Source organism: Sphingomonas sp. R-74633 (genome assembly GCF_013416555.1).
Lineage (GTDB): Bacteria > Pseudomonadota > Alphaproteobacteria > Sphingomonadales > Sphingomonadaceae > Sphingomonas.
In genome coordinates this window covers 184,417-208,197 of the sequence record NZ_JACCFG010000006.1, presented here as the reverse complement: position 1 = coordinate 208,197, position 23,781 = coordinate 184,417, and the positions used below count along the sequence as shown (strand labels likewise).

The following is a 23,781-nucleotide window of genomic DNA, read 5'->3' as shown; positions in this document are numbered from 1 at the left end:
GCACCCTCCCCCGGGACGCGCCGGGAGAGGAATATATCAGTTCGCCGTCTTGTTCGGCTCGCTCGGACCCGGTGCGGTGCCGAAATAGCGCTTCAGCTCGGTCTCGGGCGCCATCGGATAGCCGTCCCCCCACGCTCCCCGCGCGCGGCGCAGCAGTTCGTCGAGCTCTTCGGGCTGCTGGCGCAGCTCGGGCAGCGGCCAGGTTTCGACCTTGCGATAATAGGGCTTCAGGAAATCGGTGGCGGTCTTCAGGCTCTTGCCGCCATCGGCATAGTTCCACACATCAACGCCGACGCACTTGGCCATGTCCGCCACGTCAAAAGCGGCGAACAGCGCGTAGATCGAATAGTGCAGGCTGCGCGTGCGGGCGAGCTCGAGCGGCAGCTTGCCCTCGGGGGTGACCTGCGGCGAGATGCGCTTCTTGCCGAACGCTTCCGCGACGGCCTTCGTCATCTCCGGCCGCCGGGCAAACAGAGCGAATTGCGCGGTCTGTGCGTCGAACCACATGCCGTGGTTGTTCTTTGCGGCATTCTCCGCCTTGCCGTTCTTGCTGACCTGCATCCAGTCGAGATAGTCGGAGAACCACTTCTCCAGGCCCTTCTGTTCGTCCGCGGTGAGCTTGCCCGCGGGGCCGATCAGCCCGATGCCCTCGACCACGCGCTCGAGCCGCGAGGTATCGAGCACGCCCTCGGCGCGGCCCTCCTCGCGCCCGGGCACGGCCTGGGCATAGTTCATGTTCGGGTTCATCCGCGTCGCAGGCGTGAGGAACCAGGTGCGCACCAGGCTCGCCGCGCGGCCGGCGTAGCGCGGGTTGTCCGAGAAGAAATAGGCGAGGCTCAGCCTCTCGACGTCCGAGCTCATCCCCTCCAGATCGGTCACGTCGAACTTGTCGGTGTTGCGGTCCGGATTGATCTCGCCGTCCTTGCGCATGTAGGGCACGCCGCCCGGCTTGCTCGGGTCCGGCCACCAATAGGGCGCGAGGCTGAGATAGTCGTGCGGATCGCGCGAGGGCGGCGCCGCCTTCTTGTCGACCACCGTGTAGAGCGAGCGCGCCATCGCCCTTTCGGCGCGGGCGATCAGCGCGTCATAGGCCGCTTTCGCCGCCGGATCAGTCTGGATCGCGGCCTTGAGCCGCAGCATCGCGTCCGGCGCCAAGAAAAAGGTCCTGCGTCCGCCGAAGGACGCGGAATAGCCTTCCGCGCCCGAGCAGACCGGCTGCTGGGTAATGTGGCCAGGGGAGGCGATCCCGGCATGGGAGGCAGCCTGCGGCGCAAGCGCCGCAGCCAGGACGAAGAGGGTAAGGGTACGACGGCGCATCGGGTGCTTCCTCTCGATCAGTAGCGGATCCGGACGCCGAAATAATATTGCGGCCCGCTTTCGCTCACTTCGGCGATCGAGTCATAGCCGCCCTTGTAGAACACATCCTTGGTGTTGGTGATGTTGAGCGCCTGCAGCTTGAGCTGGACGTTCCTGGTCACGTCATACTGGGCAGACAGGTTGAGGTAGCCGGCATCCTGCACGCCGCGGTTCGTGCCGCCGTTCGGCTTGTAGTAGTGCGAGCGGTAGCGATACATCGCGCGGAACGAGAGCCCCTTCTTCTCCCAATAGACCGTGCCGTTGGCGACATATTTGGACAGGCCGATCAGGTTCTCCGGATCAAGATAGGCAGCCAGCGTCGAGGTATCGGGATACTGGAAATTCGCCCAGGCGATATTGAGCGAGCCGTTGACACCGAACCCGCTGAGGATGCCGGGCAGCCAGGAGAAATTGTGGCTGCCGGTGAACTCGACGCCGTAGAGATGGCGCATGTCGGGATCGTTGGCCGGCGCGATGACATTGACGTTGTAGTTCGCCTGGGTGGGCGCGCCGCCATCGACCACGGTGGTGACGGCGATCGTCGTCGGAATGCCTGCCGAGCGCGAGATCACCGCACCGCGCAGCCACTTGTAATAGCCCGCCACCGAAAAGAGCGTGTCGCGGCTCGGATAGAATTCCAGGCTGAGATCCGCATTCCAGGCGCGCATCGGCTTCAGGTTCGGATTGCCACTGGTCGGGTTGAAGATGATGTTCGACGAGCCCGTGCCGCTGGCCTGCGGATTGAGCGCGATGCCGGCACCGAAGCTCTCGATCGGCGAGCGCGACAGCGCGCGATAGCCCGCGGCGCGCAGCTTGACCTTGTCCGACAGGTTGAACGACACGTTGAGGCTGGGCAGCCAATATTGATACTCGCCCTTCAGCGTGTCCGTCTGGATCGTACCGGCGGGATCGGCGGCGACGGTGTAATTGTCCGACGCGGTATCGATCGTCACCTTGTAGGGCAGGCGATAACCAAGCGAGGTGATGTTGGTCTTCACATAGCGAAGACCAATGTTGCCGCTGAACCCCGTGTCGCCCAGGTCGCCGCGGAAATTGGCCATCGCGTAGGCGGCCGTGATCTTCTCGGTCACGTCGAGGTCGCTGGGATCGCGGCTCTCGGCCGGCAGCGGCAGCGCATCCGAGCCGGTGAATGCCTTGTAGAGGCACTGGTTGTCGAAGGTCGCCCAGCTGGTCAGGTTGGTGCTGGTCGTCGGGAAATATTCGGTAGTCGGGAAGCCGCGGCGGCAATTTGCGTTCGCGTTGCCGATGATCTGCGCCACGGTCATGCCGCCATAGGGCAGGATCGTGTTCACATCGTTGTTGCGGTTGTTGTCGAGCTGGCGCTGGTGCTCGGAATAGCGGCCGCCCGCCTTGATCGAAGTGAGGAAGCCGTCGCCCTCGAACTTATATTCGCCGTCGAAGCGGCCCGCCCAGATATTGTCCTTGCGATCGGTGACAAAGCGGTTGCGCGCGTAGACCGCGGTGTTGGCGTTGGCGCCGAAGGCCGCCGGATCGTTCACGTCGAAATTGAAGAAGGTGACGCGCGGGACGATCGGGCTCTCCGAATAGTCCAGCTCATAGCCGACGCGCGTGGTGGAGCGCATGCGGGTAGCCTTCTGCGTCTCGGTGCGGTGCGAGTCCGAGAAGCTGCCATCGGCGGTGAGGGTGAAATTGCCCGGCCGCCAGGTGATGGTGGCGCCGCCGCCCTTGTAGCGCTCGTCGCGTTCGCGCAGCTCGAGCTGGTTCTCGATGTTCGAGTTGCCGCTGTACTTGACCAGCGCGCCTTCGCTGAAGCCGTTGGTCCCGTCGCCGATGATGATCGGCTTCACGCCGCGCAGGCCTTCGGCAATCGCCAGGATGTTGCGGTTCTCGGTCGATTCACGCTTCGACCATTGGCCGTCGATCGCGATGTCGAGATTGGGCGCCGGGCGCCACTGGAGCGCGCCGATCACGGCGTTGCGCAGCTCACGGGTGTTCTGCTGACGGAAGCTGCGCGACTGGGTGGTGTAATAAGTGGTGCCGATGGTCTCGCCGATGCCGGTGCGCGGCGCGGTGCCGACGACGCAGTTGGAGTTGGCGCCGGCAGCGTTGAGGACGGCGGTGGTGCCGGTGGCCAGCGTGCCGTTGGTCGCAGAGGTGTTGCAGGGCACGAAGGCCGAGTTGCCGTTGTAATAGTCTTCCGGCGCGGCAACGTCCTGGCGCTGATAGCCGATGGCGATGCCGAACTCGCCGATGCCGGTGTGGAACTGCTCCACCAAGCTGACATTGGCGCGGTAGCCCAGACCGTCACGGCCGATGATCGCGTCGTCCTTGGGCAGATAGGTGCCGCGGATCTCCGCCTGGAGGCGCGACTTGCCATAGTCGAGCGGGCGCATCGACTTGAGCTCGATCACGCCGCCGATGCCGCCTTCGAGGAAGTCGGCGCGCTGGGTCTTGTAGACGATGACGCCGTTGACCAGCTCCGAGGGGAATTGCTGGAAGGCCACCGAGCGGTCGGCACCCGCGGTCGAGACTTCACGGCCGTTGAAGGTGGAGAAGCTCAGCGTCGGTCCGAGGCCGCGCACCGAAAGCTCGTTGGCATTTCCCTTGAAGCGATCGGCCGAGACGCCGGTGATGCGCTCCAGCGTATCGCCCACGCTATTGTCGGGCAGCGCGCCGATCTCGTCATTGACGATGCCATCGAGGATCACGTCGGCGTTGCGCTTCACGTCGATCGAGCTGCGCTGCTCGGCACGCGCGCCAGTGACGATGATGGCGCCTTCCTCGGGCGTCGTCTGGGCGGGATCGGCCTGTGCCGAATCGGGCGCGGGCTCCGCGGTCTGCGCATAGGCCGGCGCGACCGCACAGACGGATGCCAGCAGCGCAAGACGCAGCGAATTACGTCCGAAAGCGGAAAAAACGATCCCAGGCATGTACTCTCCCCATCGGTATCTTTTATGCCCGGTTTCCGGGTCAGGCTGCTTGGTAAGGCCAATTTGGCACCGGTGTCAACCCAATTGGCCAGCGCAGTTGCTCTGGGTCGTAACTGTCGTCACTTGTAGCTGAGCGTCCAGGTCAAAATGAGCGGCGCAGCAAGCCGCCTCGCGCCGATTCGGCAGCGGACCAGCGACGCGAAGGCGCCGGTGGGCGCGCGATAGGCCTTGCCCTCAGCCGGGCCAACGGTGCAGCCGTCATAGCCAGTGGCCGTGAAGCCGGTGACCTCCCCTGCCCCGAACGCAACGGCGCCAGATCCGGTACTGCGCGCCTCGCCCGAGAAGCTGGCGAACTCCATGGTCACTTCACCGAGATCCACCGGCTTGACCGCGCGATAGGTATCGGTGCGGGTAATCCTGCCGGGCGCGAAGTCATAGCGGGTGGCCACGCTGATGCGCTTGTCGAGGACCGGCGCGTTCTGGCCCATCCGGTCCATCGCATCCTGGCGCCAGCCGATCGTCATGTTGCGGCCTTCACCCTTCCATTTCACGCCCTTGAACCAGGCGAGCGGCATCAGCACGCTGCCGTCGGCCAGCGCGAAGCGCGGCGTGAGCTGGGGGAATTCCGCATCGGCCGATCCCTGGAGCATCCCCGGCGAGAAGGGGATCGGGAAATAGGGATTATGCATGTGCTGGTCTTCGGCGCCGCTGATGATCGGCAGGCCGATGACATGGCTGCCGTCGCGCATCGTGAGCAGCGCGCGGTCATAGTCGCCATGGGCAAACCAGGTGAGGCTGGTCATGCGAGTCTTCAGCCAGGCCGCATAGTCCGGCGAGGGCGCGGCACGCTTGTAGCCCAAGCCGTTCCACAGCGCGTTGGTGTAGATATATTGGCGGGCAAGGCTGAGATTCTCGCCGAGAATCCGGTGCTTGCCCCGATACCCATCGGTGCGGCGGCCATTGTCCCACAGGTTCACCGAGCCTGTCGCCGGGCTGAGCCAGAAATCGGCATAGCGCGCCGCAATGCGCGACGAGAGCGCGTAGGCCATGTCGCGCTCCCTTGGCGTCAGCACATCGAGCCTGGCCGCGGCGGTGAGCACTTCGAGGAAAGCGGTCTCGCCATAGGTGCCGATGCTGCGGCCATATTCCCAGCCCTCGCCGGTCAGGCTGGCACGGTCGAGCATCAGGTCGGCCGACATGCGCAGCCAGCGCTTCACCTGCGGATCGGGCATCATGCCGGTCTCGATGAAGCGCTGGGCGATCTCGCCGATCAGCAGGACCGAATAGCGATCGAAGCGGCCATGGCCCTCGGTCTCGTCGGCGAAGCCGAACTTGCCCGAATAGGTGCGGTAATGCGCGATCATCCGGTCGAGCAGCGCCTTGGACGCGCTCTCATCTTCCCAGCCGAGCAGGTAGCGCAGGCGGGCGACGCTGAAGGCGACGCCGTAATAATTGTTGGGCAGATCGTGGAGCAGCTTGAGCGAACCGGGCTCGACAAAGCTGCGCCAGTCGAGCTTCGCGCGCAGCTTCGCCAGCGTTTCGGGGCGCACTGCTTCGTCGAGCAGACCGGCCTTTTTCAGCGCGTAGAGCGCAGAGATGTAATAATAAATGCCCCAGGTATCGTTGGGATCGTCGATCGTCAGGTCGGCAATATCGCGGTAGCCGGCGAGATAGGTGGCGAGCTTCGGGTCGCTGCGCGGGGTGTCGAGCAGGAGATAATGGAGGCCCGAGGCGATCTTGCCCGGCAGGAACTTGTCGCCGCTCTCGAATACCGGCACGCCGTCGAGCCGCATCGCCCGTTTCTCGCGCAGCAGCTGGTGGAGGAGCGCGGCGAGTTGCGGCATCAGCCGGTCCTCGATCGTAGCGTCCATCGGCGGCGCGGTGAGATAGACCGGGCCGTGCGGGGCGGGCGTGGCCGGCTGGGCCAGCGCCGTTTCGGGCCCGATGAGCAATGCGAGGCTGGCGGCGGCGCCGAGCAGGCGCGCACGCGGGACAATGTTCAACTTGGCCTCTCCTTTTGGTCAGGCCAATTTCAACATTCAGGTAATCGGTGTCAAGCCACCCTCTCGGGTGACTGGGCGGACAATCAGGCCGATCCGATCTTCAGCCGCCGCGCGACGCTGTCACGGCGCGTCTCGATCTCGTTGCGCGCGCGCTCCATTGCCTCCAGTTCGGTGGCTTCGAGCAGATCGTCGACCACGCCGCGCAGGTGCCGGCGCATCGCGTTACGCGCGGCGTGCGGGTCGTGCGACTTCAGCGCATCGAGAATCGGGCGATGCTCCTCCACCCGCGGGGTGATGCCGCCGCGCTTGGCGCGGGCGAACATGTTGGCGGCAAGCGGCGAATTGACGCGCAGGTCCCAGAGATAGTCGACCACGCTACGGATCGCCGCGTTCCCGGTCGCATTGGCGATGGCGAGGTGGAAGCGGTGATCGGCATCCATCACCGACGGCTCGTTCGAGTCGTCGGCGGCCATCTCGACCAGAAGTCCTTCGAGCTCCGCGATCTGCTCGTCGGTGATCGACACCGCGGCCAGAGCAACCGCCTCGCCTTCGAACAGGATGCGCGCCTCGGTGAGGTCGAAGGCGCCGACGTCGAAGTTGAGCGCATCGGCGCGCTCGCCGCTGCCGTGATCGCGCTTGGTGACATAGAGCCCGGAGCCGTGACGCGCCTCGATCCAGCCCTTCATCTCGAGCGCGATCATCGCCTCGCGGATGGTCGGGCGGCTGACCTTATATTCCTCCGCCAGGTCGCGCTCGCCGGGGAGCCGCGAACCGGGCGACCAGCGCCCACCCTCGATGGCCTCGGTGATCGAGGCCGCGACGCGCTGATACAGCTTGTTGCCGGTGATCTTCATTGCGTCCTCGTCATACACAGTCTCGTAGGTTGACACGATAGGTCATACAAGTGGATATTGGCCTGACCACTTTCAGGGGGTTCTGTTTTGCCACGTATCACTGCCGCCCGTGTCATCGTGACGCGCCCCGGCCGCAACTTCGTAACGCTGAAGATCGAAACCGACGAGGGCGTATACGGCCTTGGCGACGCGACGCTCAATGGTCGCGAGCTGGCGGTGGCGAGCTACCTGACCGATCACGTCATCCCCTGCCTGATCGGCCGCGACGCGCACAGCATCGAGGACATCTGGCAATATCTCTACAAGGGCGCGTACTGGCGCCGCGGCCCGGTGACGATGACTGCGATCGCCGCAGTCGACATGGCGCTGTGGGACATCAAGGGCAAGCTGGCCAACATGCCGGTCTACCAGCTGCTCGGCGGCGCGGCGCGCGAAGGCTGCATGGTCTATGGCCATGCCAATGGATCGGACATCAGCGAGACGATCGAGCGCGCCCACGAATATCTGGAGCAGGGCTATAAGGCGGTTCGCCTCCAGTCCGGCGTGCCGGGCATGGCAACCACCTATGGCGTGTCGGGCGAGCGCTTCTATTACGAACCGGCCAAGGGCGCGCTGCCCGAGGAATCGCAGTGGTGCACGTCCAAATATATGCGCTTCGTGCCCGAGCTCTTCCAGAAGGCGCGCGACGCGCTCGGCTGGGACATCAACCTGCTCCATGACGTCCATCACCGCCTGACCCCGGTGGAGGCAGGCCGGCTGGGCAAGGACCTCGAGCCCTACCGCCTGTTCTGGCTCGAGGACGCGACTCCGGCCGAGAACCAGGCCGGCTTCCGCCTGATCCGCCAGAACACCACCACCCCGCTGGCGGTGGGCGAGATCTTCAATTCGATCTGGGATGCCAAGCAGCTGATCGAGGAGCAGCTGATCGACTATATCCGCGCGACTGTGGTGCATGCCGGCGGCATCACCCATCTGCGCCGGATCGCGATGCTGGCCGATCTCTACCAGGTCCGCACCGGTTGCCACGGCGCGACCGACCTGTCGCCGGTGTCGATGGCGGCGGCGCTCAACTTCGGACTGTCGATCCCCAATTTCGGCATCCAGGAATATATGCGCCATTCCGAGGAGACCGACGCGGTGTTCCCGCACGCCTACAGCCTCAAGGACGGCCTGATGCACCCGGGCAACAAGCCGGGCCTGGGCGTGGACATCGACGAGGTCCTGGCCGCGAAGTACGAATATAAGCGCGCCTATCTGCCGGTGAACCGGCTCGAGGACGGGACGATGTTCAACTGGTGAGCTCGTACGGGGCGCGGGGCCTTCCTACACCCCCGCGCTCCGGCGACTCGCCAAAGTCTATAAAGTGCCCGCCAAAGGCCGGTTTTCGCTGCGCTTAGGTTGACACTGTTCGGGGAAACGGCGCGCAACTCGCAACATTCTTGCGTGCACGGGATCCTATTTTTCCTACAGATTCAAAGAGCGGTCGGCGGTGAAGCCGGCCGGGAAGCCAAACAGACGAAATCCTACATTGCAAGCCACGAGGGACGTGGCGTCGCAGCTATTCCTGCGGCCGGTCCCAATGTGCGTGGCCGGCTTGACCCGCCGGCCCCTGCTCCTAGCATGCCGAGGCGCAATGTCGGGGGAGCGGGGCATGAAGACATCTACGATCCTGGGGCTCGGCCTCTGCCTGGCGCTCGTCCAGCCCGTGGCGGCGAGCGAGAGCGGATGGCGCCTGATCGCGGCGACGCCCGACCACGGGCTGCAACTCGCCTATACGGAGCTCTACCTCTTCGAATGCGGCGCGCGTGACGTGAAGGCCACTCAGTTCGGAATAACCGGCCTGACGGACATACGGACCGGGAAGGATATCCCCGACACCCCCGGTGCAAAGGTTACGCCGGGCGCGGCGTGGATGTCGCTCTTCGTCGACAATGACGCCGAGCCGGAGATGCACGCCGCCAAGGCTGTGCCCAACGCGTTCAAGGGCTGGGACATGACCATCCGCCTCGCCAAGGACGACAAGAATTTCCGGCAGATGGGCCGTGGAGGCGGCGTATCGCTGCTCAACCCCGGCAAGACGGTCCCCGTGGTGCTCCACGACGAGGACCACTAGGTGATCGCCCAGTTCGTCGATCAGTGCCGGAATTCGAAATAGCCGCTCAGCCCTCTTCGACCGGTGCGCCGGGGCCGTTCTTGAGGATCGATTCGATCGCGTTCTTTGCCGCGGCCTTGCTCGAATAGCCCTCGGTCCAGAAAATCACTTCGGCGTTGTATTTGAACTTGGCGACATAATCGCCGGACTTGTTCTGCTCGATCACGAACTTGTGCGCCATGAGCCCAACTCCCTGCCTTCCGGAACGTGCAGGCTAGGCCGGTTTCGTGCCGGGCGTTAGTCCTCCGCCGGGCGTTCGTCGTGCGCGGCAATCACTTCGGCTTCGGCGATCAGCGCGGCGAGAGCATCGGGATCGTGCACATCCTCCAGCCCAACCGCACGCTTGCGGATCGATTCGAGGCGCGGATCGGCGATCCGCTCGCCGAGAAAATCGTCAAAGTCCCATTCCTCGCCGGTGCCGTCGCGGAAATCGCGCAGGTAGCGGGCGACTTCCCCGGCGGAACGCCCAGCCGGTTTGGTGAAGGGCCGCATCAGGAACGCGAGGACCGCACCCGCCACGATCAGCGGCACCAGGAGCAGCAGCGTGAAGGCGCCGAGCAGGTTCTGCGGGAGGCTGTTGTCCCGCGCGATCAGGTCCCTGCCGAGCCGGCTCAGAACCGCCCCGGCGCGTAAAGCGCGGGATCGATGCCCGCCACCGACGGATCGGGCGCAGTGCCGAGCAGCAGCGCGGCGGCGAGCAGCGCCGCAGCCGGCGCGGTCTGGATGCCGAAGCCCCCCTGCCCCGCGCACCAGAAGAAGCCGGGCGCCTCGGTATCGAAGCCATAGACCGGCAGGCGATCGGGGGCGAAGGTCCTGAGGCCCGCCCATTTATGCTCGAGCTTCTCGACCCGCCAGTCGACGACATGCTCGAACCGGTCGATCGCCGTGGCCACGTCGATATCCTCGGGCTGGGCGTCGCAGGGCGGGGTCTCGATCTCGTCATGCGGGCTGAGCCAGATCCGCCCGCCCGCCTCGGGCTTCCAGTAGAAGCCGCCGCCGATATGCGCGACCATCGGGGTGCCGAGCGCGGGCGCCGGATCGGTCTTGAGCTGCATGATCGTGCGGCGATAAGGGGTGATGCCGAGCGGCGCGACGCCGGCCATCTGCGCCACCGGATCGGCCCAGGCGCCGGCGGCATTGACCAGCACCGCCGCCTCGAACGCGCCAGCGCGCGTCTCGATCTTCCAGATACCGTTCTCTCGGCGGGCGGAGAGCAGGCCGGCATCGGTGCGGAGTTCCGCCCCTGCCCGCTTCGCCGCAGCCAGCATGTCGCCGTGCAGCGCGCCGACATCGATATATTCGCAGCTCGGCTCGAGCACGCCGAGCGTCCATTCGGGGCGCAGGCCCGGGATCATCGCCTGGGGATCGACGGCACGCAGCTCGACGCCAGTGCCCTGAAACTCGGCGAGGAAGGCATCGATCGCCCCAGCCTCGTCGGCGCGGCCGATATGGATCGAGCCCATCGGCTCCATATAGCGGCGCAGCGCCGGCCCTGATGCAGTGGTGAGCGGCTGGATCGCCGGGCCGCCATAGCTTTCGGACCAGAAGGCGGCCGAGCGGCCGGTGGCGTGATAGCCGGCGCGTTCCTCCGCCTCGAGCATCAGCACGCGCGCATGCGGCGCGATCTCGGCCGCGAGGCTGGCGCCGGCGATGCCGGCACCCACGATCGCTACGTCATAGACCATCAGCGCCGCTGGGCGCGCGCCGCGAGGAACAGGTCGATCTCGCCGATCGCGCGGTTACGGACCTTGTCTTCCTCACGCAGGATCTCGTGCGCGCTTTCCTTGCCAAAGGCGACGATGCGGGCATCGGGCAGCTTGGGGATGATCCGCAGCGCGGCCTTGGCATCGACCAGCCCGTCCGCCTTGGCGACCAAAGCGAGCACCGGCACGGGCATCTTCCGGAGCTTCGGATTCTTCGCCAGCTCGCGCATCGATTTGAACCCCTCGATCAGCCAGCGCCAGCTCGGCGGGCCGGTGACGATCTCGGGATTGTGCTGCTGCCAGTAGATCTCGTCCGAATAGCGCGCCTGGTCATGGGTGAGCAGGTTGGCGCGGGTTTCGGTGGTGTAGGGCTTCTCGTTGCTCTTCCACGCCGGACGCGTGCTGTCGCCCGCGCCGCCCAGGATGCGCGCGGCGCGCTCGGCGAAGGGCCCCAATGCGCTCTTCACGCCGAGCATCGGCGCGACGATCACTGCCGCATCGGGGCGAATCGCCCCTTCGACCAGTCCGCGCAGGATCAGATGGCCGCCCATCGAATGGCCGATCACGACATGCGGGCCCGGAGTCGCGCTTTCCCAATCGGCATAAAAGGCGCGCAGATCGGCGATGAAGGTATCGAAGCTGTCGATGTCGCCGCAATGCGGCCGCGAGGTGAGCCGGCCCGAGCCGCCCTGGCCGCGCCAGTCGAACGAGGTGATCGTCCAGCCCTGTTCGTGCCAGTGGTGGAACACCTCCAGATACTTCTCGAAAATGTCGCCTCGCCCGCCCTGGAAGAGGATCGAGCCGCGCGGCGTCGCAGTCTCGGCGGGCCAGGCGAAGGCACGCAGATGCCAGCCGTCGGGCGTCCCCCAATAATGGACTTTGGCCCCGGCGGGAATGGTGCGGCGGATATCCGTGTTTTCACCCATGGCGCTTGGTTACGTTTTGATAAGCCGTCCCGTCTAGAACTTTGGTTCTATGGGGGGCCTGTTCATCACTTTGCTGCTCGTTGCGCTCGCGCTGCTGCTCGTTTCGGCGGGCATCCAGGACGCGCGCACCCGTGAGATCGCCAACTGGAAGAACGCCGCCATCGCATTGATGGCGCCGCTCTGGTGGTGGGCGAACGGGCTGGCCATCTGGCCGGACGTTGCGGTGCAGGCCGGCGTCGCGGCGCTCGTCTTCGCCTTTTTCCTCGGCGCGTTCGCGCTGGGGCAGATGGGCGGCGGCGACGTCAAGATGATCGGGGCGCTCGCCCTGTGGCTGCCGGTGCAGCCGCTCGTCTGGATGCTCGTGCTCATGTCGCTGATCGGCGGCGCGCTCACGCTCATCATGGTGATCGACAAGAAGCTGCGACGCACCGCCAAGGGGGACCCTGTGGAAATCCCTTATGGCGTGGCCATCGCAATCGCAGCGCTACTGGTTCTTCGCGAACCGATTTTTAACCAGTTCGGGTGAATAATTAACGCTGGCGCAACCACATCGCCGACGTTTTTTTGAGAAGGCTTGGGAATAGCGAAATGGATGCACGCAAGCTGATCCTGCTCGTCGGTGCGCTCGTCGTGGCCGCCATCACCGCGTTCATGGCGCGCAGCATGATGTCTGGGGCCTCGGCGCCTCAGGCGGGTGCCGTGCCGATGTCGGTGCAGCCACAGAACACCACCGAGGTGCTCGTCGCGAAGCGCGAGCTGCCGGTGGGCACCATCCTCGATGCCCAGGCGCTGGAATTCCGCCCCTGGCCCAAGGAACTGGTCGAGGGCGCCTATTATGTGAAGAGCGAATCGGATCCGGCCAAGCTGGTCGGCACCGTGGTGCGCTTCCCGATCCCGGCCGGCCAGCCGGTGACCCAGGGCGCGCTGGTGAAGCCCGGCGACCGCGGCTTCCTAGCCGCAGCGCTCGGACCCGGCATGCGCGCCGTCACCGTGCCCGTCTCGGCGCAGAGCGCCGTGGCCGGCTTCGTCTTCCCGGGCGACCGGGTCGACCTGATCCTTACCCAGTCGGTTGCCGGCGGCGGCGATGGTCCCGCGCTCAAGGCGTCGGAGACGGTGCTGCGCAACCTGCGCGTGCTCGCCACCGACCAGAAGACCGACAAGACCACCGACGACAAGGGCAACACGATCGTCACGACCTATTCGAACGTGACCGTCGAGGCGACGCCCAAGATCGCCGAGAAGATCGCAGTCGCGCAGACCATCGGCTCGCTGTCGCTGTCGCTGCGCTCGATCGCCGACAACCAGGGCGAGCTCGAGGACGCCATTGCCAGCGGGGACGTGAACGTTCCGGCCGACGGCGATCCGAAGAAGGAAAAGGAAATGATCGCCAAGGTGGCGGCGCGCCCGCAGGACGCCGGCGCGACTTCCTTCGCCACCGGCGCCGACGTGTCGCGCTTCCAGCGCAGCACGGTGCCGGCCAAGGCAGCCGAGCCCGCCGCGGCGGCGCCTGCTGCCGCACCTGCAGGCAATTACCCGGGCGCGAACATCTCGCGCGGCCCGGTCGTCACCATCGTTCGCGGCAATGCCGAGACCGCTGTTCCTCTGGGGGGGAAGAATTAAGATGAACCGCATGCTTCTTCTGAAGCGCACGCTGGCCTGTGCCGTGTCGACCGCGATGGTCGGTGCGCCGGTGGCCGGCTACGCCCAGACCACCCGGCACAAGGCCAAGCCCCAGTCCCAGCGCGTCACCGAACGCCCCACCACTGTGGGCGTGGCCCCGCTGCCGCCCGGCACCCAGCGCCCGACCAGCGAGATCCTGCTGTCGATCGGCCAGGGCGAGCTGATCACGCTGCCGGCCAATGTCGCCAGCGTGTGGACGTCGAACCCGACGGTGGCGGACGTCTATGTCAACAATCCGCGCCAGATCCATCTGTTCGGCAAGGAATTCGGCGAAGCGACTGTGTTCGCGGCAACCGCGTCGGGCCAGGTGGTGTTCGCCACCAATATCCGCGTGGCGCAGAACATCACGTCGATCGATCGCATGATCAAGGTCGCGATGCCCGATGCGGACATCCAGGTGACCACGGTCGGCCAGATCGCCGTGCTCAACGGCATCGTGAAGTCGCCGCAGGACAGCGAGCAGGCGCAGCGCCTGGTCACCGGCCTGCTCAACCCGGGCGTGAACGTCAACGATCCCGCCGCGCAGCTCAAGATCGGCGTGATCAACCGCCTGAAGATGGCGACGCCGCTCCAGGTGCAGCTCCAGGTGAAGTTCGCCGAAGTGAGCCGCAGCTTCGTCAAGAATGTCGGCGTGAATTTCGCCACCAAGGACGGCACCGGCGGCTTCCAGTTCGGCCTGGCACAGGGCCGCAACCCCGGCGCCTATACCGACTCGGCCCTGGCGCAATATCCGACCGCGACCAAGGTGATCGACGGCGCGACCGTCTCGGGCGCCTATGATCCGGTCACCGGCCAGTTCATCAATCCGCGTGCGCAGGGCATCGCCGACATCACCCGCGGCTCGGACAACGCCACCGCGGCGCTGGCCGGCAAGCTGTTCGGCCTCGACGTCCTGTCGGCGATCGACCTCGGCGAGACGATCGGCCAGGTGACCACGCTGGCCAATCCGAACCTGACCGCCCAGTCGGGCGAGACGGCGAACTTCCTGGCCGGCGGCGAGATCCCGATCCCGATCGCACAGGGCCTGGGCACCACCACCGTCGAGTACAAGCAGTACGGCATCAGCCTGGCATTCACGCCGACGGTGCTGTCGGACGGCCGGATTTCGCTCCGTGTCCGCCCGGAAGTGTCGCAGCTGACTTCGGCCGGCGCGGTGCAGCTCAACGGCGTCACCATCCCCGCGCTCAGCACGCGCCGCAGCGAGACCACGGTCGAGCTCGGTTCGGGCGAGAGCATGGTGATCGGCGGCCTGCTGCAGAATTCGCAGAACAACTCGATCAGCAAGACGCCGGGCCTTGGCGACGTGCCGATCCTGGGTGCGCTGTTCCGTTCGAACGGCTTCCAGCGCAACGAGACCGAACTGGTGATCGTGATCACCCCGTATCTGGTGAAGCCGGTCAACGCGAACCAGATCGTGCTGCCGACCGACGGCTACAAGGCGCCGAACGACTTTGACCGCATCCTGATGGGCAAGCTCGACGGCGGCAACGGCGGCGAGCGTCCCAAGCCGAGCATGGCGCCGGCGAACGGTCAGCCCTCGGTGGGTGCCTTCGCGCCGGCTCCGGCCACGCCCCAGCCGGCAGCGCCCGTCCAGGCGATGCCGAACCAGAACAACCGCAAGACGAAGAAGGGTGGCTCCGTTGCCCCCGGCTTCGGCAACTGATCGTCTGACGAGGAGATCGCCCGTGCTTCCGCGCTTCACTCCCCTGCTCGTCCCAGCTTTGCTGCTCGCTGGCTGCGGTACCTATAATGGCGGCCTCGAATCGGTGCACCAGCCGGTCGTCCAGCGCAGCGACTATGTCCTCGACCTGCAGACCACGGGCTATGGCCTGGCGGCGGGCGAGAGCCAGCGCCTTGCCGGCTGGATGTCCGCGATGGGCCTGCGCTACGGGGATCGCGTTGCGATCGACGACGGCGCCGCCGGCACCACCGGCCGCGACGAAGTCGCCGCCGAGGCCGGCCGCTACGGCCTGCTCCTCGCCGATCGCGCGCCGGTGACCGCCGGGCAGATCGCCCCAGGCACGATCCGCGTCGTGGTCACCCGGATGGCCGCGAGCGTGGCGGGCTGCCCCGACAATTCGCGCCCCGCCGAATACACGTTCGAGGCGAGCACCAGCTCGAACTATGGCTGCGCGTCCAACAGCAACCTCGCCGCGATGATCGCCGATCCGGCCGATCTCGTCCGCGGTGCGCCGGGCTCGCCCACCGCCGATCCGATAACGAGCGCCAAGGCAGTCGGTGCCTATCGTGCGGCCGCACCCACGGGCGCCGGCGGCAGCAAGGTCAATGCGGAGGCACCCAAGTGAACGCGCCCTTCAATCCCGCCCGTACCGGGCATCGCGATCCTTTCGTGGCCTTTGTCTGCGACGAGACGACGGCGGAGACGCTGCGCCCGATCGCCGTCGAGCTCGGCTGGAGCCCCGAAAAGGTCAACAAGGGCGGCCTGCGCAACGCAGTCCAGACCCTGTCGGTCTCGGCCAGCCCGAACATCCTGTTCGTCGATCTCTCGGAGAGCGGCGACCCGCTGAACGACATCAACGCGCTCGCCGAAGTCTGCGAGCCGGGCACCGTCGTGATCGCGTCGGGCCAGGTGAACGATGTGCGCCTGTACCGCGACCTCGTCGCGAGCGGCATCCATGACTATCTGCTCAAGCCGCTGAACCCGGATGCGCTGCGCGATGCCTTCGCCCAGGCGCAGACTTTGCTCAACGCGCCCAAGCTCGCCGAGGCCTCGGCCGACCATCCGCATTGCGCGGTGGCGGTGATCGGCACGCGCGGCGGGGCCGGCGCCTCGACGATCGCGACGTCGCTCGCCTGGCTGATGGGCGAGAAGCAGGGACGCACCACGGCACTGCTCGACCTCGACGTGCATTTCGGCACCGGCGCGCTCGCGCTCGACCTCGAGCCGGGCCGCGGCCTGACCGACGCGATCGAGAATCCGAGCCGCATCGACGGGCTATTCATCGAACGCGCGATGGTGCGCGCTTCGGACCGCCTTTCCGTGCTCAGCGCCGAAGCGCCGATCCATTCGCCGATCATGACGGATGGCGCGGCCTTCTATCAGCTGCAGGAAGAGATCCGCACTGCCTTCGAGTGCACCGTGGTCGATCTGCCGCGCTCGATGCTGGTCAACCATCCGCATCTGATCACCGACGTGCAGGTGGCGGTGCTGGTGACCGAGCTGACGCTCGCCGCCGCCCGCGACGCAATCCGCATCCTCAGCTGGTTCAAGTCGAACGCGCCGCAGACCCAGGTCATCGTCGTCGCCAACAAGATCCAGCAGGCGGCGGTGCTCGAGATCAGCCGCAAGGACTTTGAGGGCTCGATCGAGCGCAAGATCGATTTCCTGCTCTCCTATGACGCCAAGGTCGCGTCGCAGTCGGCCAAGCTCGGCAAGCCGCTCGCCGAAGTCGGCAAGGGCAACAAGGGGCTGTCCGCACTCGCCGACCTCGCCGCGCGCATCGCCGGTATCGCCGATTCGGGCGCCGACGAAGCCGCGCCCAAGAGCAAGGCAAAGGTTGGGAAGGGCAGCGGTTCGCTGTTCGACAAGTTCAAGGGCAAGATGCCCGCCAAGGCAAAGAAGTAACCATTGCGCGGCTAGGCTGCGCACAGGCCTTTAGTTCGGAGACGGTGCGGCGTGGACATGCTGCCGACAATGATGCTCGCAGGAGGCGCCTTTCTGGTGCTCATGATGCTGGGACTGGCCTTTGTCGGCCCGTCGGCGGCAAGCGCAGGCGCGCGCCGCGTGAAGACGCTTCGCGAACGCCATGTCGTGAGCGCCGCCGGCACCAATGCGATGGAAGCGCAGCTGCGCCGGGTCGCCACGGCCCGCGCGACCAAGATGGACCTTACCGCCGCGCGGTTCCTGCCCAATCCGGCGCTGCTCCAGAAGCGCCTGAACATGACCGGCAAGAACTGGACGCTCGGCAGGTACATGATGGTCTCGGCCGGGCTGTTCCTGGTGCCCATCCTCCTGATGCTGTCCCAGGGCCTGCCGATCCTGCTCGGGATCGCCCTCGGCGCGTTCCTCGGCCTCGGCCTGCCGCATTTCATCGTCGGCTTCTTCATCAAGCGCCGCATCGCCAAATTCACCGCCAAATTCCCCGACGCGATCGAGCTGCTGGTGCGCGGCCTGCGCTCGGGCCTGCCGATCACCGAGACCATCGGTGTCGTCGGCCAGGAGATCAACGGGCCGGTGGGCGAGGAATTCCGCTCGGTGAGCGACAAGATGAAGATCGGCAAGTCGCTCGACGCCGCGCTGCAGGAGACTGCGGACCGGCTCGGCACGCCCGAATTCCAGTTCTTCACGATCACCATCCAGATCCAGCGCGAGACCGGCGGCAACCTGGCCGAAACGCTGGCGAACCTGGCCGACGTGCTGCGCAAGCGCAGCCAGATGAAGCTCAAGATCAAGGCGATGTCGTCGGAATCCAAGGCGTCGGCGCTGATCGTCGGCTCGTTGCCCTTCATCGTGTTCAGCCTCGTCTGGTTCATCAACAACGGCTACATGATGAACTTCTTCCAGGATCAGCGCCTGATGATCGCCGGCGGCGGCGGGCTGATCTGGATGGGCCTGGGCGCCTTCATCATGGCCAAGATGGTCAATTTCGAGATCTGATGCGATGAACGGAGCTCCTCCTTCCGGTCCCACGGTGATGGGTGTCGACGTCCTCTGGGTCGCGACGATCCTCTCGGCCGTTGCCGCGCTCGCCGTGATGCTGGCAATCTATGCCGCCACCACGGTGCGCGATCCGATGGCCAAGCGCGTCAAGTCGCTCAACGAGCGCCGCGAGCAGCTGAAGGCGGGCATCACCGCCTCCACCTCGAAGCGCCGCGCCAAGCTGGTCCAGAAGAACGAGACCACCGACCGGATCCGTTCGCTGCTCTCCTCGATGAAGGTGCTGCAGGACAGCCAGGTCAAGGTCGCGCAGACCAAGCTGCTCCAGGCCGGTATCCGCCGCAAGGAATTCGCGGTCGCGGTGATCTTCGGCCGTCTCGTCCTGCCGATCGTGCTCGGCGGGCCGATGCTGTACATGGTCTATGGCACCAGCATGTTCTCCGACTGGAGCCCGATGAAGGCCTATGGCCTGGTCGCGGGCACCTTCATCCTCGCCTACAAGGCGCCGGATCTCTATTTGAAGAACAAGATCACCAAGCGCAGCCACGCGATCCGCAAGGGCCTGCCCGACGCGCTCGACCTGCTGGTGATCTGTGCCGAAGCGGGACTCACCGTGGACGCCGCCTTCGCGCGCGTCTCGAAGGAGCTGACCAAGGCTTATCCGGAGCTGGGCGAGGAGTTCCAGCTCACCGCGATCGAGCTGGGCTTCCTGAGCGACCGCCGCCAGGCTTTCGAGAATCTCGCCGCGCGCATCAACCTCGATGCGATCCGCGGCGTGGTCACCACCATGATCCAGACCGAGAAATACGGCACCCCGCTCGCTTCGGCGCTGCGCGTGCTCTCGGCCGAGTTCCGCAACGAGCGCATGATGCGCGCCGAGGAAAAGGCAGCCCGCCTGCCCGCGATCATGACCGTGCCGCTGATCCTGTTCATCCTGCCGGTGCTGTTCATCGTCATTCTCGGCCCGGCGGCCTGCTCGATCAACGACGCGCTGATCAAGTAACCATTTCGCGGTGGCGCGTGCCTCCCTGGCGGGTTAGCCTCCCGCCAGACTTAGGGGAGGTCGACTCGATGCATGATTTGCCGTTCCAGACGATCACGCAGTTTGCAGGCCTGGGCCTGACGCTGATCGCCGGCTGGTTCCTTGGGCTTGCCAGCCATAGCGGCGGCCGCAAATGGCGCGAGCGCTACTTTGAAGAGGATATGGAGAATGCCGGCTATCGCGATCGGGCGGAATCCGATCTGCGCGAAGCCGGTCGCCGCATCCGCGATCTCGAGGCCGAGAATGCGAAGCTGAAGGCCGGCGCACCGGTCGCCGCGCCCGCCGAGTCCGAAGGCCATTCGACCGCCACGGTGGCTGCGGCCGCGGTTGCCGGCGCCGTGGCCGGCGCGGTCGTGACCCATGCCGTGGAAGAGCATCACGCCGAGCCGGCGCATGCCGAACCCGCGCATGTCGAGCCTGCTCCCGCCGCAGTGGCGCATACCGAGCCGGCACCTGCTGAAGTCGCGCACGCCGAGCCCGCCCATGCCGAGGTTGCGCATGTGGAGCCGGTGCATGCCGAGCCGGCGCACCCCGAGCATAGTCACTAGGGCCGCGCAGCCATGGCGCTTCCGTTCGAGACCGGCACCCAGTTTGCGGCGCTGGCGCTGACGCTTGTCGGCGGCTGGTTCCTGGGGCTGGCGAGCCGGTCGGGCGGCGCCAAGTGGCGCGAACGCTATCAGGACGAGGAACTCGAGCATGCGCGCTACCGCGACGAGGCGGAGAGCCGCATCCGCGAACTGGAGCGCGAGCTGAAGGGCGCGCGCAGCCAGGCTCCTGCCCCGGTGCCGGTCGACGAGCCTGCCGGTGGCGCCTGGCGCGGCTGGTTTGGCTGGGGACGCGACAATCTCGCGCGGATCAAGGGCATCGACGAGGCGCGCGAGAAGCGGCTCAACGAACTGGGCATCAAGACCTATCGCGAGATCGAGAAGCTCGCCCCCGACGACGAGGCCGCGCTCGAGCAGCGGCTGGGCGCGCCGGCCGGCACGATCGGCGAACAGGGCTGGCGCGAGCAGGCCGCGTTGCTGCGCGCCGGCAACGAGCGCGAGCATGGCGAGAAGTTCGGCTAGGCCGACATCGCGACGCTGCTGTTCGGCGAAGCTGCTCGAGCGAAGCTTCTAGGGGCTCGGCTGCACCGGGAGGCAGAGCAGCACGGGCGTGTAATTCTCGATCACTTCGGAAAGCGGGTGGCCCTGCCCGTCTAGGACGAGCGCGCGCTGTCGCACGACATAGGGGGCGACCGATCTGTCCTCGCGCTGGGTGGCGATGCCGAGCGTGCGGCGACTGGGCGCGAGCGGGCGGATCACCGCGCCGAAGGGCGCGTCACCGGCCAGCGCGGCGTTCATCGCGGGCGTGAGCCGCGCGGGAACATACCAATTCTCCGCGATCGAGACCGATACCGCGCCGCATTTGAGCGCGACGCTGCGATAGACGACCGGCTCGGCCGGGCCGACCTCCAGATGCGCGCGCTGCTCGGGCGTTGCGGGCTTCTGCACCCGATCCACCTCGGCGCGGATAGGATGCGCGCAGCGGCGCTGGAGCACGGCGGTGGCACTGCGGGCCGCCACAAGCACCCGGCGGAGATCCTCCGCCGGGTCCGCCTGGGCAAGCAGCAGCGCCGCCAGGATCACGCCTTGAGCGCCGCCTGTGCCGCTGCCAGCCGCGCAATCGGCACGCGGTAGGGCGAGGCCGAGACGTAATCGAGCCCGGTTTCCTCGCAAAACGCGATGCTCGCCGGATCGCCGCCATGCTCGCCGCAGATGCCGAGCTTGATGTCGGGCCGCGTCTTGCGGCCGCGCTCGGCGGCGATCGCGATCAGTTCGCCCACCCCTTCGACATCGAGACTGACGAACGGGTCCTTGGCGTAGATGCCCTTCTCCACATAGGTGGTGAGGAAGCGGGCGGCGTCGTCGCGCGAGACACCGAGCGTCGTCTGGGTCAGGTCGTTCGTGCCGAACGAGAAGAAGGCGCCGACCTCGGCGATATCGCCGGCACGCAGTGCGGCGCGGGGCAGTTCGATCATCGTGCCGACCAGATACTCGATCCGCCGGCCCTTCTCGGCGAACACCGCCTCGGCGGCCTTGTCGACCACGGCCTTCATCAGGCTGAGCTCCTTGGCAGTGGCCACCAGCGGGATCATCACTTCGGGTACCGGCGCCGCCCCCGACTTCTCGGCAACGGCAACCGCTGCCTCGAAGATCGCGCGGGCCTGCATCTCGTAGATCTCGGGATAGGTGACGCCGAGGCGGCAGCCGCGATGGCCGAGCATCGGGTTGAACTCGTGCAGCTCGGCCGCGCGGCGCTTGAGCGTCTCGACATCGAGGCCCGCAGCGGCCGCCACTTCGGCGAACTCGGCTTCCTCGTGCGGCAGGAACTCGTGGAGCGGCGGATCGAGCAGGCGGATCGTGCAGGGCAGCCCGGCCATCACTTCGAAAATCTCGATGAAATCGCTGCGCTGCTCGGGAAGCAGCTTGTCGAGCGCGGCGCGGCGGCCCTTCTCGTCCGCCGCGAGGATCATCTCGCGCACCGCGGTGATGCGCGACTGCTCGAAGAACATGTGCTCGGTGCGGCACAGCCCGATGCCCTCGGCGCCGAAATCGCGCGCGGTGCGGCAATCGAGCGGCGTCTCGGCATTGGTGCGCACCTTGAGGCGACGCTTGGCATCGGCCCAGACCATCAGCGTGCCGAAATCGCCCGACAGCTCGGGCTGCACGGTCGGCACTTCGCCGAACATCACTTCGCCGGTGGTGCCGTCGATCGTGATCAGGTCACCCTCGCGCACTTCGCGGCTGCCGACGCGGAACAGCTTTTCCTTGGCGACGATCGCCAGCGTGCCGGCACCGGAGACGCAGGGGCGCCCCATGCCGCGCGCAACGACCGCGGCGTGGCTGGTCATGCCGCCGCGCGCCGTCAGGATGCCCTTGGCAGCGTGCATGCCGTGGATATCCTCCGGCGAGGTCTCGACGCGGACCAGGATCACTGCCTCGCCATTGCCCGCGCGCTTCTCGGCGGTGTCGCTGTCGAACACCGCAATGCCGGAGGCCGCGCCCGGCGATGCCGGCAGCCCCTTGGTCAGCACATCGCGCGCCGCCTTGGGATCGAGCGTCGGGTGGAGCAGCTGGTCGAGCGCCTGCGGATCGACGCGCAGGATCGCCTCCTCCTGCGTGATCAGCCCCTCGCTCGCCATGTCGACCGCGATCTTGAGCGCGGCCTTGGCGGTGCGCTTGCCCGAGCGGGTCTGGAGCATCCACAGCTTGCCGCGCTCGACGGTGAACTCGATGTCCTGCATGTCGCGGTAATGCTTCTCGAGCGTCTCGAAGACGGCGGCGAGCTGCGCATACACCTCGGGCATCGCCTCTTCCATCGAGGCAGGCTTGGCGCCGGCCTTTTCGCGGGCGGCCCTGGTCAGGTACTGCGGCGTGCGGATGCCGGCGACAACGTCCTCGCCCTGCGCGTTGATCAGGAACTCGCCATAATAGGCGTTCTCGCCGGTCGAGGGATCGCGGGTGAACGCCACGCCGGTCGCCGAGGTGTCGCCCATATTGCCGAACACCATCGCCTGGACGTTGACTGCGGTGCCCCAGTCGCCGGGGATGTCGTTCAACCGGCGATAGACCTTGGCGCGCTCGGACTGCCACGAGCCGAACACCGCGCCGATCGCGCCCCAGAGCTGGTCGTGCACGTCCTGCGGGAAGGGCTTGCCCCACAGTTCCTCAACGATCGACTTATACTCGGCGACGAGCGCCTGCCAGTCCTTGGCCGAAAGCTCGGTGTCGAGGCTGTAGCCGCGGTCTTCCTTGGCAATCTCCAGCGCTTCCTCGAAGCGGCCGTGATCGAGCTCGAGGACGACGTCCGAATACATCTGGATGAAGCGGCGATAGCTGTCCCAGGCGAAACGCTCGTCACCGCTGATCGTGGCGAGGCCGACGACGGTGGTGTCGTTGAGGCCGAGGTTGAGCACCGTGTCCATCATGCCGGGCATCGACGCGCGCGCGCCGGAGCGGACCGAGACGAGCAGCGGATCGGTAGCGTCGCCGAACTTCTTGCCGGTGATCCCCTCGATATGCGCGATGCCGTTCGCGACTTCGGCCTTCACGCTGTCCGGGAAGGTCCCGCCCTGGTCATAATAGACCGCGCACATCGGCGTGCTGATCGTGAAACCCGGAGGCACCGGCAGGCCGATACCGGCCATGCCGTCGAGATTGGCACCCTTGCCACCGAGCAGGTTCTTGTCGCCCTGGCCGCCATCGGACACACCCCCGCCGAAGCGGTAGACATATTGCGTCATCGAAAACCCTTCTTGCGCTTGGGGCCGCCTACCGCAGGTGCGAACAAGGGGAAAGCCGCTGACTACGTTGTCAGAGGGCAAGATTTGCTTGGGCTGGGGACAAGTCGGCGCGACACCGGTTACTACAGATAAATCTGATATTTCGTTCCGCGCCAAGTATTTGGATGCCGCTCCCCGGCGAAAGCCGGGGCCCAGGGTTATCTGGCGATGCGCTGCTTGGCTCTGGGCCCCGGCTTTCGCCGGGGAGCAG

At 66.4% G+C, this 23,781-nt stretch carries 21 protein-coding genes; 11 read left to right on the top strand and 10 right to left on the bottom strand.

The window, feature by feature from the left end; genetic code table 11:
- Positions 1-36: 36 nt before the first annotated feature.
- The 4 genes from HZY97_RS19655 to HZY97_RS19640 all read right to left on the bottom strand — a co-directional run bounded on the left by HZY97_RS19655 (position 37) and on the right by HZY97_RS19640 (position 7,125).
- Positions 37-1,317 (bottom strand): alginate lyase family protein, encoded by a 1,281-nt coding sequence (locus HZY97_RS19655; RefSeq protein ID WP_180147787.1) that lies wholly within the window; start codon positions 1,315-1,317, stop codon positions 37-39.
- Between the two features lie 17 nt (positions 1,318-1,334).
- Positions 1,335-4,268 carry a TonB-dependent receptor gene (locus HZY97_RS19650; RefSeq protein ID WP_180147786.1) on the bottom strand — a complete coding sequence of 978 codons (2,934 nt, stop codon included), beginning with the start codon at positions 4,266-4,268 and terminating at the stop codon, positions 1,335-1,337.
- A gap of 119 nt (positions 4,269-4,387) precedes the next feature.
- Complete coding sequence (locus HZY97_RS19645; protein ID WP_180147785.1) at positions 4,388-6,271, bottom strand: hypothetical protein; 1,884 nt, start codon at positions 6,269-6,271, stop codon at positions 4,388-4,390.
- A gap of 83 nt (positions 6,272-6,354) precedes the next feature.
- On the bottom strand, positions 6,355-7,125 hold the full coding sequence (locus tag HZY97_RS19640) for a FadR/GntR family transcriptional regulator (RefSeq protein WP_180147784.1): 771 nt from the start codon (positions 7,123-7,125) through the stop codon (positions 6,355-6,357).
- 87 nt (positions 7,126-7,212) lie between these two features.
- On the opposite strand from HZY97_RS19640, the gene manD reads away from it, so the two are divergent.
- Positions 7,213-8,424, top strand: a complete 1,212-nt coding sequence (gene manD, locus HZY97_RS19635) for a D-mannonate dehydratase ManD (protein WP_180147783.1) — start codon at positions 7,213-7,215, stop codon at positions 8,422-8,424.
- Positions 8,425-8,776: 352 nt separating this feature from the next.
- Positions 8,777-9,238, top strand: coding sequence for a hypothetical protein (locus tag HZY97_RS19630; protein WP_180147782.1), 462 nt, complete (start codon positions 8,777-8,779; stop codon positions 9,236-9,238).
- A 46-nt stretch (positions 9,239-9,284) separates the two neighbouring features.
- Here HZY97_RS19630 and HZY97_RS19625 read toward each other — a convergent pair whose 3' ends face one another.
- The 4 genes from HZY97_RS19625 to HZY97_RS19610 all read right to left on the bottom strand — a co-directional run bounded on the left by HZY97_RS19625 (position 9,285) and on the right by HZY97_RS19610 (position 11,906).
- Positions 9,285-9,458: a DUF1508 domain-containing protein gene (locus HZY97_RS19625; RefSeq protein WP_180147781.1), complete on the bottom strand. Its 174-nt coding sequence runs from the start codon at positions 9,456-9,458 to the stop codon at positions 9,285-9,287.
- 56 nt (positions 9,459-9,514) lie between these two features.
- The gene (locus tag HZY97_RS19620; protein ID WP_180147780.1) at positions 9,515-9,808 is read right to left on the bottom strand and encodes a hypothetical protein; all 294 of its coding nucleotides are present in this window, start codon (positions 9,806-9,808) and stop codon (positions 9,515-9,517) included.
- 80 nt (positions 9,809-9,888) lie between these two features.
- Positions 9,889-10,962, bottom strand: a complete 1,074-nt coding sequence (locus HZY97_RS19615) for an FAD-binding oxidoreductase (RefSeq protein WP_180147779.1) — start codon at positions 10,960-10,962, stop codon at positions 9,889-9,891.
- Positions 10,962-11,906, bottom strand: coding sequence for an alpha/beta fold hydrolase (locus tag HZY97_RS19610; protein WP_180147778.1), 945 nt, complete (start codon positions 11,904-11,906; stop codon positions 10,962-10,964). Before HZY97_RS19610 ends, HZY97_RS19615 begins: the two co-directional genes overlap by 1 nt.
- Before the next feature lie 49 nt (positions 11,907-11,955).
- Here HZY97_RS19610 and HZY97_RS19605 point away from each other — a divergent pair, with 49 nt between their 5' ends.
- From HZY97_RS19605 to HZY97_RS19565, 9 genes are all read left to right on the top strand, one after another.
- On the top strand, positions 11,956-12,432 hold the full coding sequence (locus tag HZY97_RS19605; RefSeq protein WP_180147777.1) for a prepilin peptidase: 477 nt from the start codon (positions 11,956-11,958) through the stop codon (positions 12,430-12,432).
- 62 nt (positions 12,433-12,494) lie between these two features.
- Positions 12,495-13,526 carry a Flp pilus assembly protein CpaB gene (cpaB, locus tag HZY97_RS19600; RefSeq protein ID WP_180147776.1) on the top strand — a complete coding sequence of 344 codons (1,032 nt, stop codon included), beginning with the start codon at positions 12,495-12,497 and terminating at the stop codon, positions 13,524-13,526.
- Position 13,527: 1 nt separating this feature from the next.
- Complete coding sequence (locus HZY97_RS19595) at positions 13,528-15,249, top strand: type II and III secretion system protein family protein (RefSeq protein ID WP_257215184.1); 1,722 nt, start codon at positions 13,528-13,530, stop codon at positions 15,247-15,249.
- A 22-nt stretch (positions 15,250-15,271) separates the two neighbouring features.
- Entirely contained in the window at positions 15,272-15,892 is a 621-nt protein-coding gene (locus HZY97_RS19590; RefSeq protein WP_180147775.1) for a CpaD family pilus assembly lipoprotein, read from the top strand.
- Entirely contained in the window at positions 15,889-17,172 is a 1,284-nt protein-coding gene (locus HZY97_RS19585; RefSeq protein ID WP_373684447.1) for a pilus assembly protein CpaE, read from the top strand. The genes HZY97_RS19590 and HZY97_RS19585 overlap by 4 nt, the downstream gene beginning before the upstream one ends.
- A 51-nt stretch (positions 17,173-17,223) precedes the next feature.
- The gene (locus HZY97_RS19580; RefSeq protein WP_180147774.1) at positions 17,224-18,204 is read left to right on the top strand and encodes a type II secretion system F family protein; all 981 of its coding nucleotides are present in this window, start codon (positions 17,224-17,226) and stop codon (positions 18,202-18,204) included.
- 4 nt (positions 18,205-18,208) lie between these two features.
- Complete coding sequence (locus HZY97_RS19575; protein WP_180147773.1) at positions 18,209-19,207, top strand: type II secretion system F family protein; 999 nt, start codon at positions 18,209-18,211, stop codon at positions 19,205-19,207.
- 68 nt (positions 19,208-19,275) lie between these two features.
- Positions 19,276-19,794 (top strand): hypothetical protein, encoded by a 519-nt coding sequence (locus HZY97_RS19570; protein WP_180147772.1) that lies wholly within the window; start codon positions 19,276-19,278, stop codon positions 19,792-19,794.
- A gap of 12 nt (positions 19,795-19,806) precedes the next feature.
- On the top strand, positions 19,807-20,313 hold the full coding sequence (locus tag HZY97_RS19565) for a hypothetical protein (protein WP_180147771.1): 507 nt from the start codon (positions 19,807-19,809) through the stop codon (positions 20,311-20,313).
- A 48-nt stretch (positions 20,314-20,361) separates the two neighbouring features.
- On the opposite strand, the gene HZY97_RS19560 is transcribed toward HZY97_RS19565, so the two are convergent.
- Together HZY97_RS19560 and ppdK are read right to left on the bottom strand one after the other, a co-directional pair.
- Positions 20,362-20,874, bottom strand: coding sequence for a hypothetical protein (locus HZY97_RS19560; RefSeq protein ID WP_373684446.1), 513 nt, complete (start codon positions 20,872-20,874; stop codon positions 20,362-20,364).
- The gene (gene ppdK, locus HZY97_RS19555) at positions 20,871-23,531 is read right to left on the bottom strand and encodes a pyruvate, phosphate dikinase (protein ID WP_180147770.1); all 2,661 of its coding nucleotides are present in this window, start codon (positions 23,529-23,531) and stop codon (positions 20,871-20,873) included. Before ppdK ends, HZY97_RS19560 begins: the two co-directional genes overlap by 4 nt.
- Positions 23,532-23,781 lie beyond the last annotated feature (250 nt).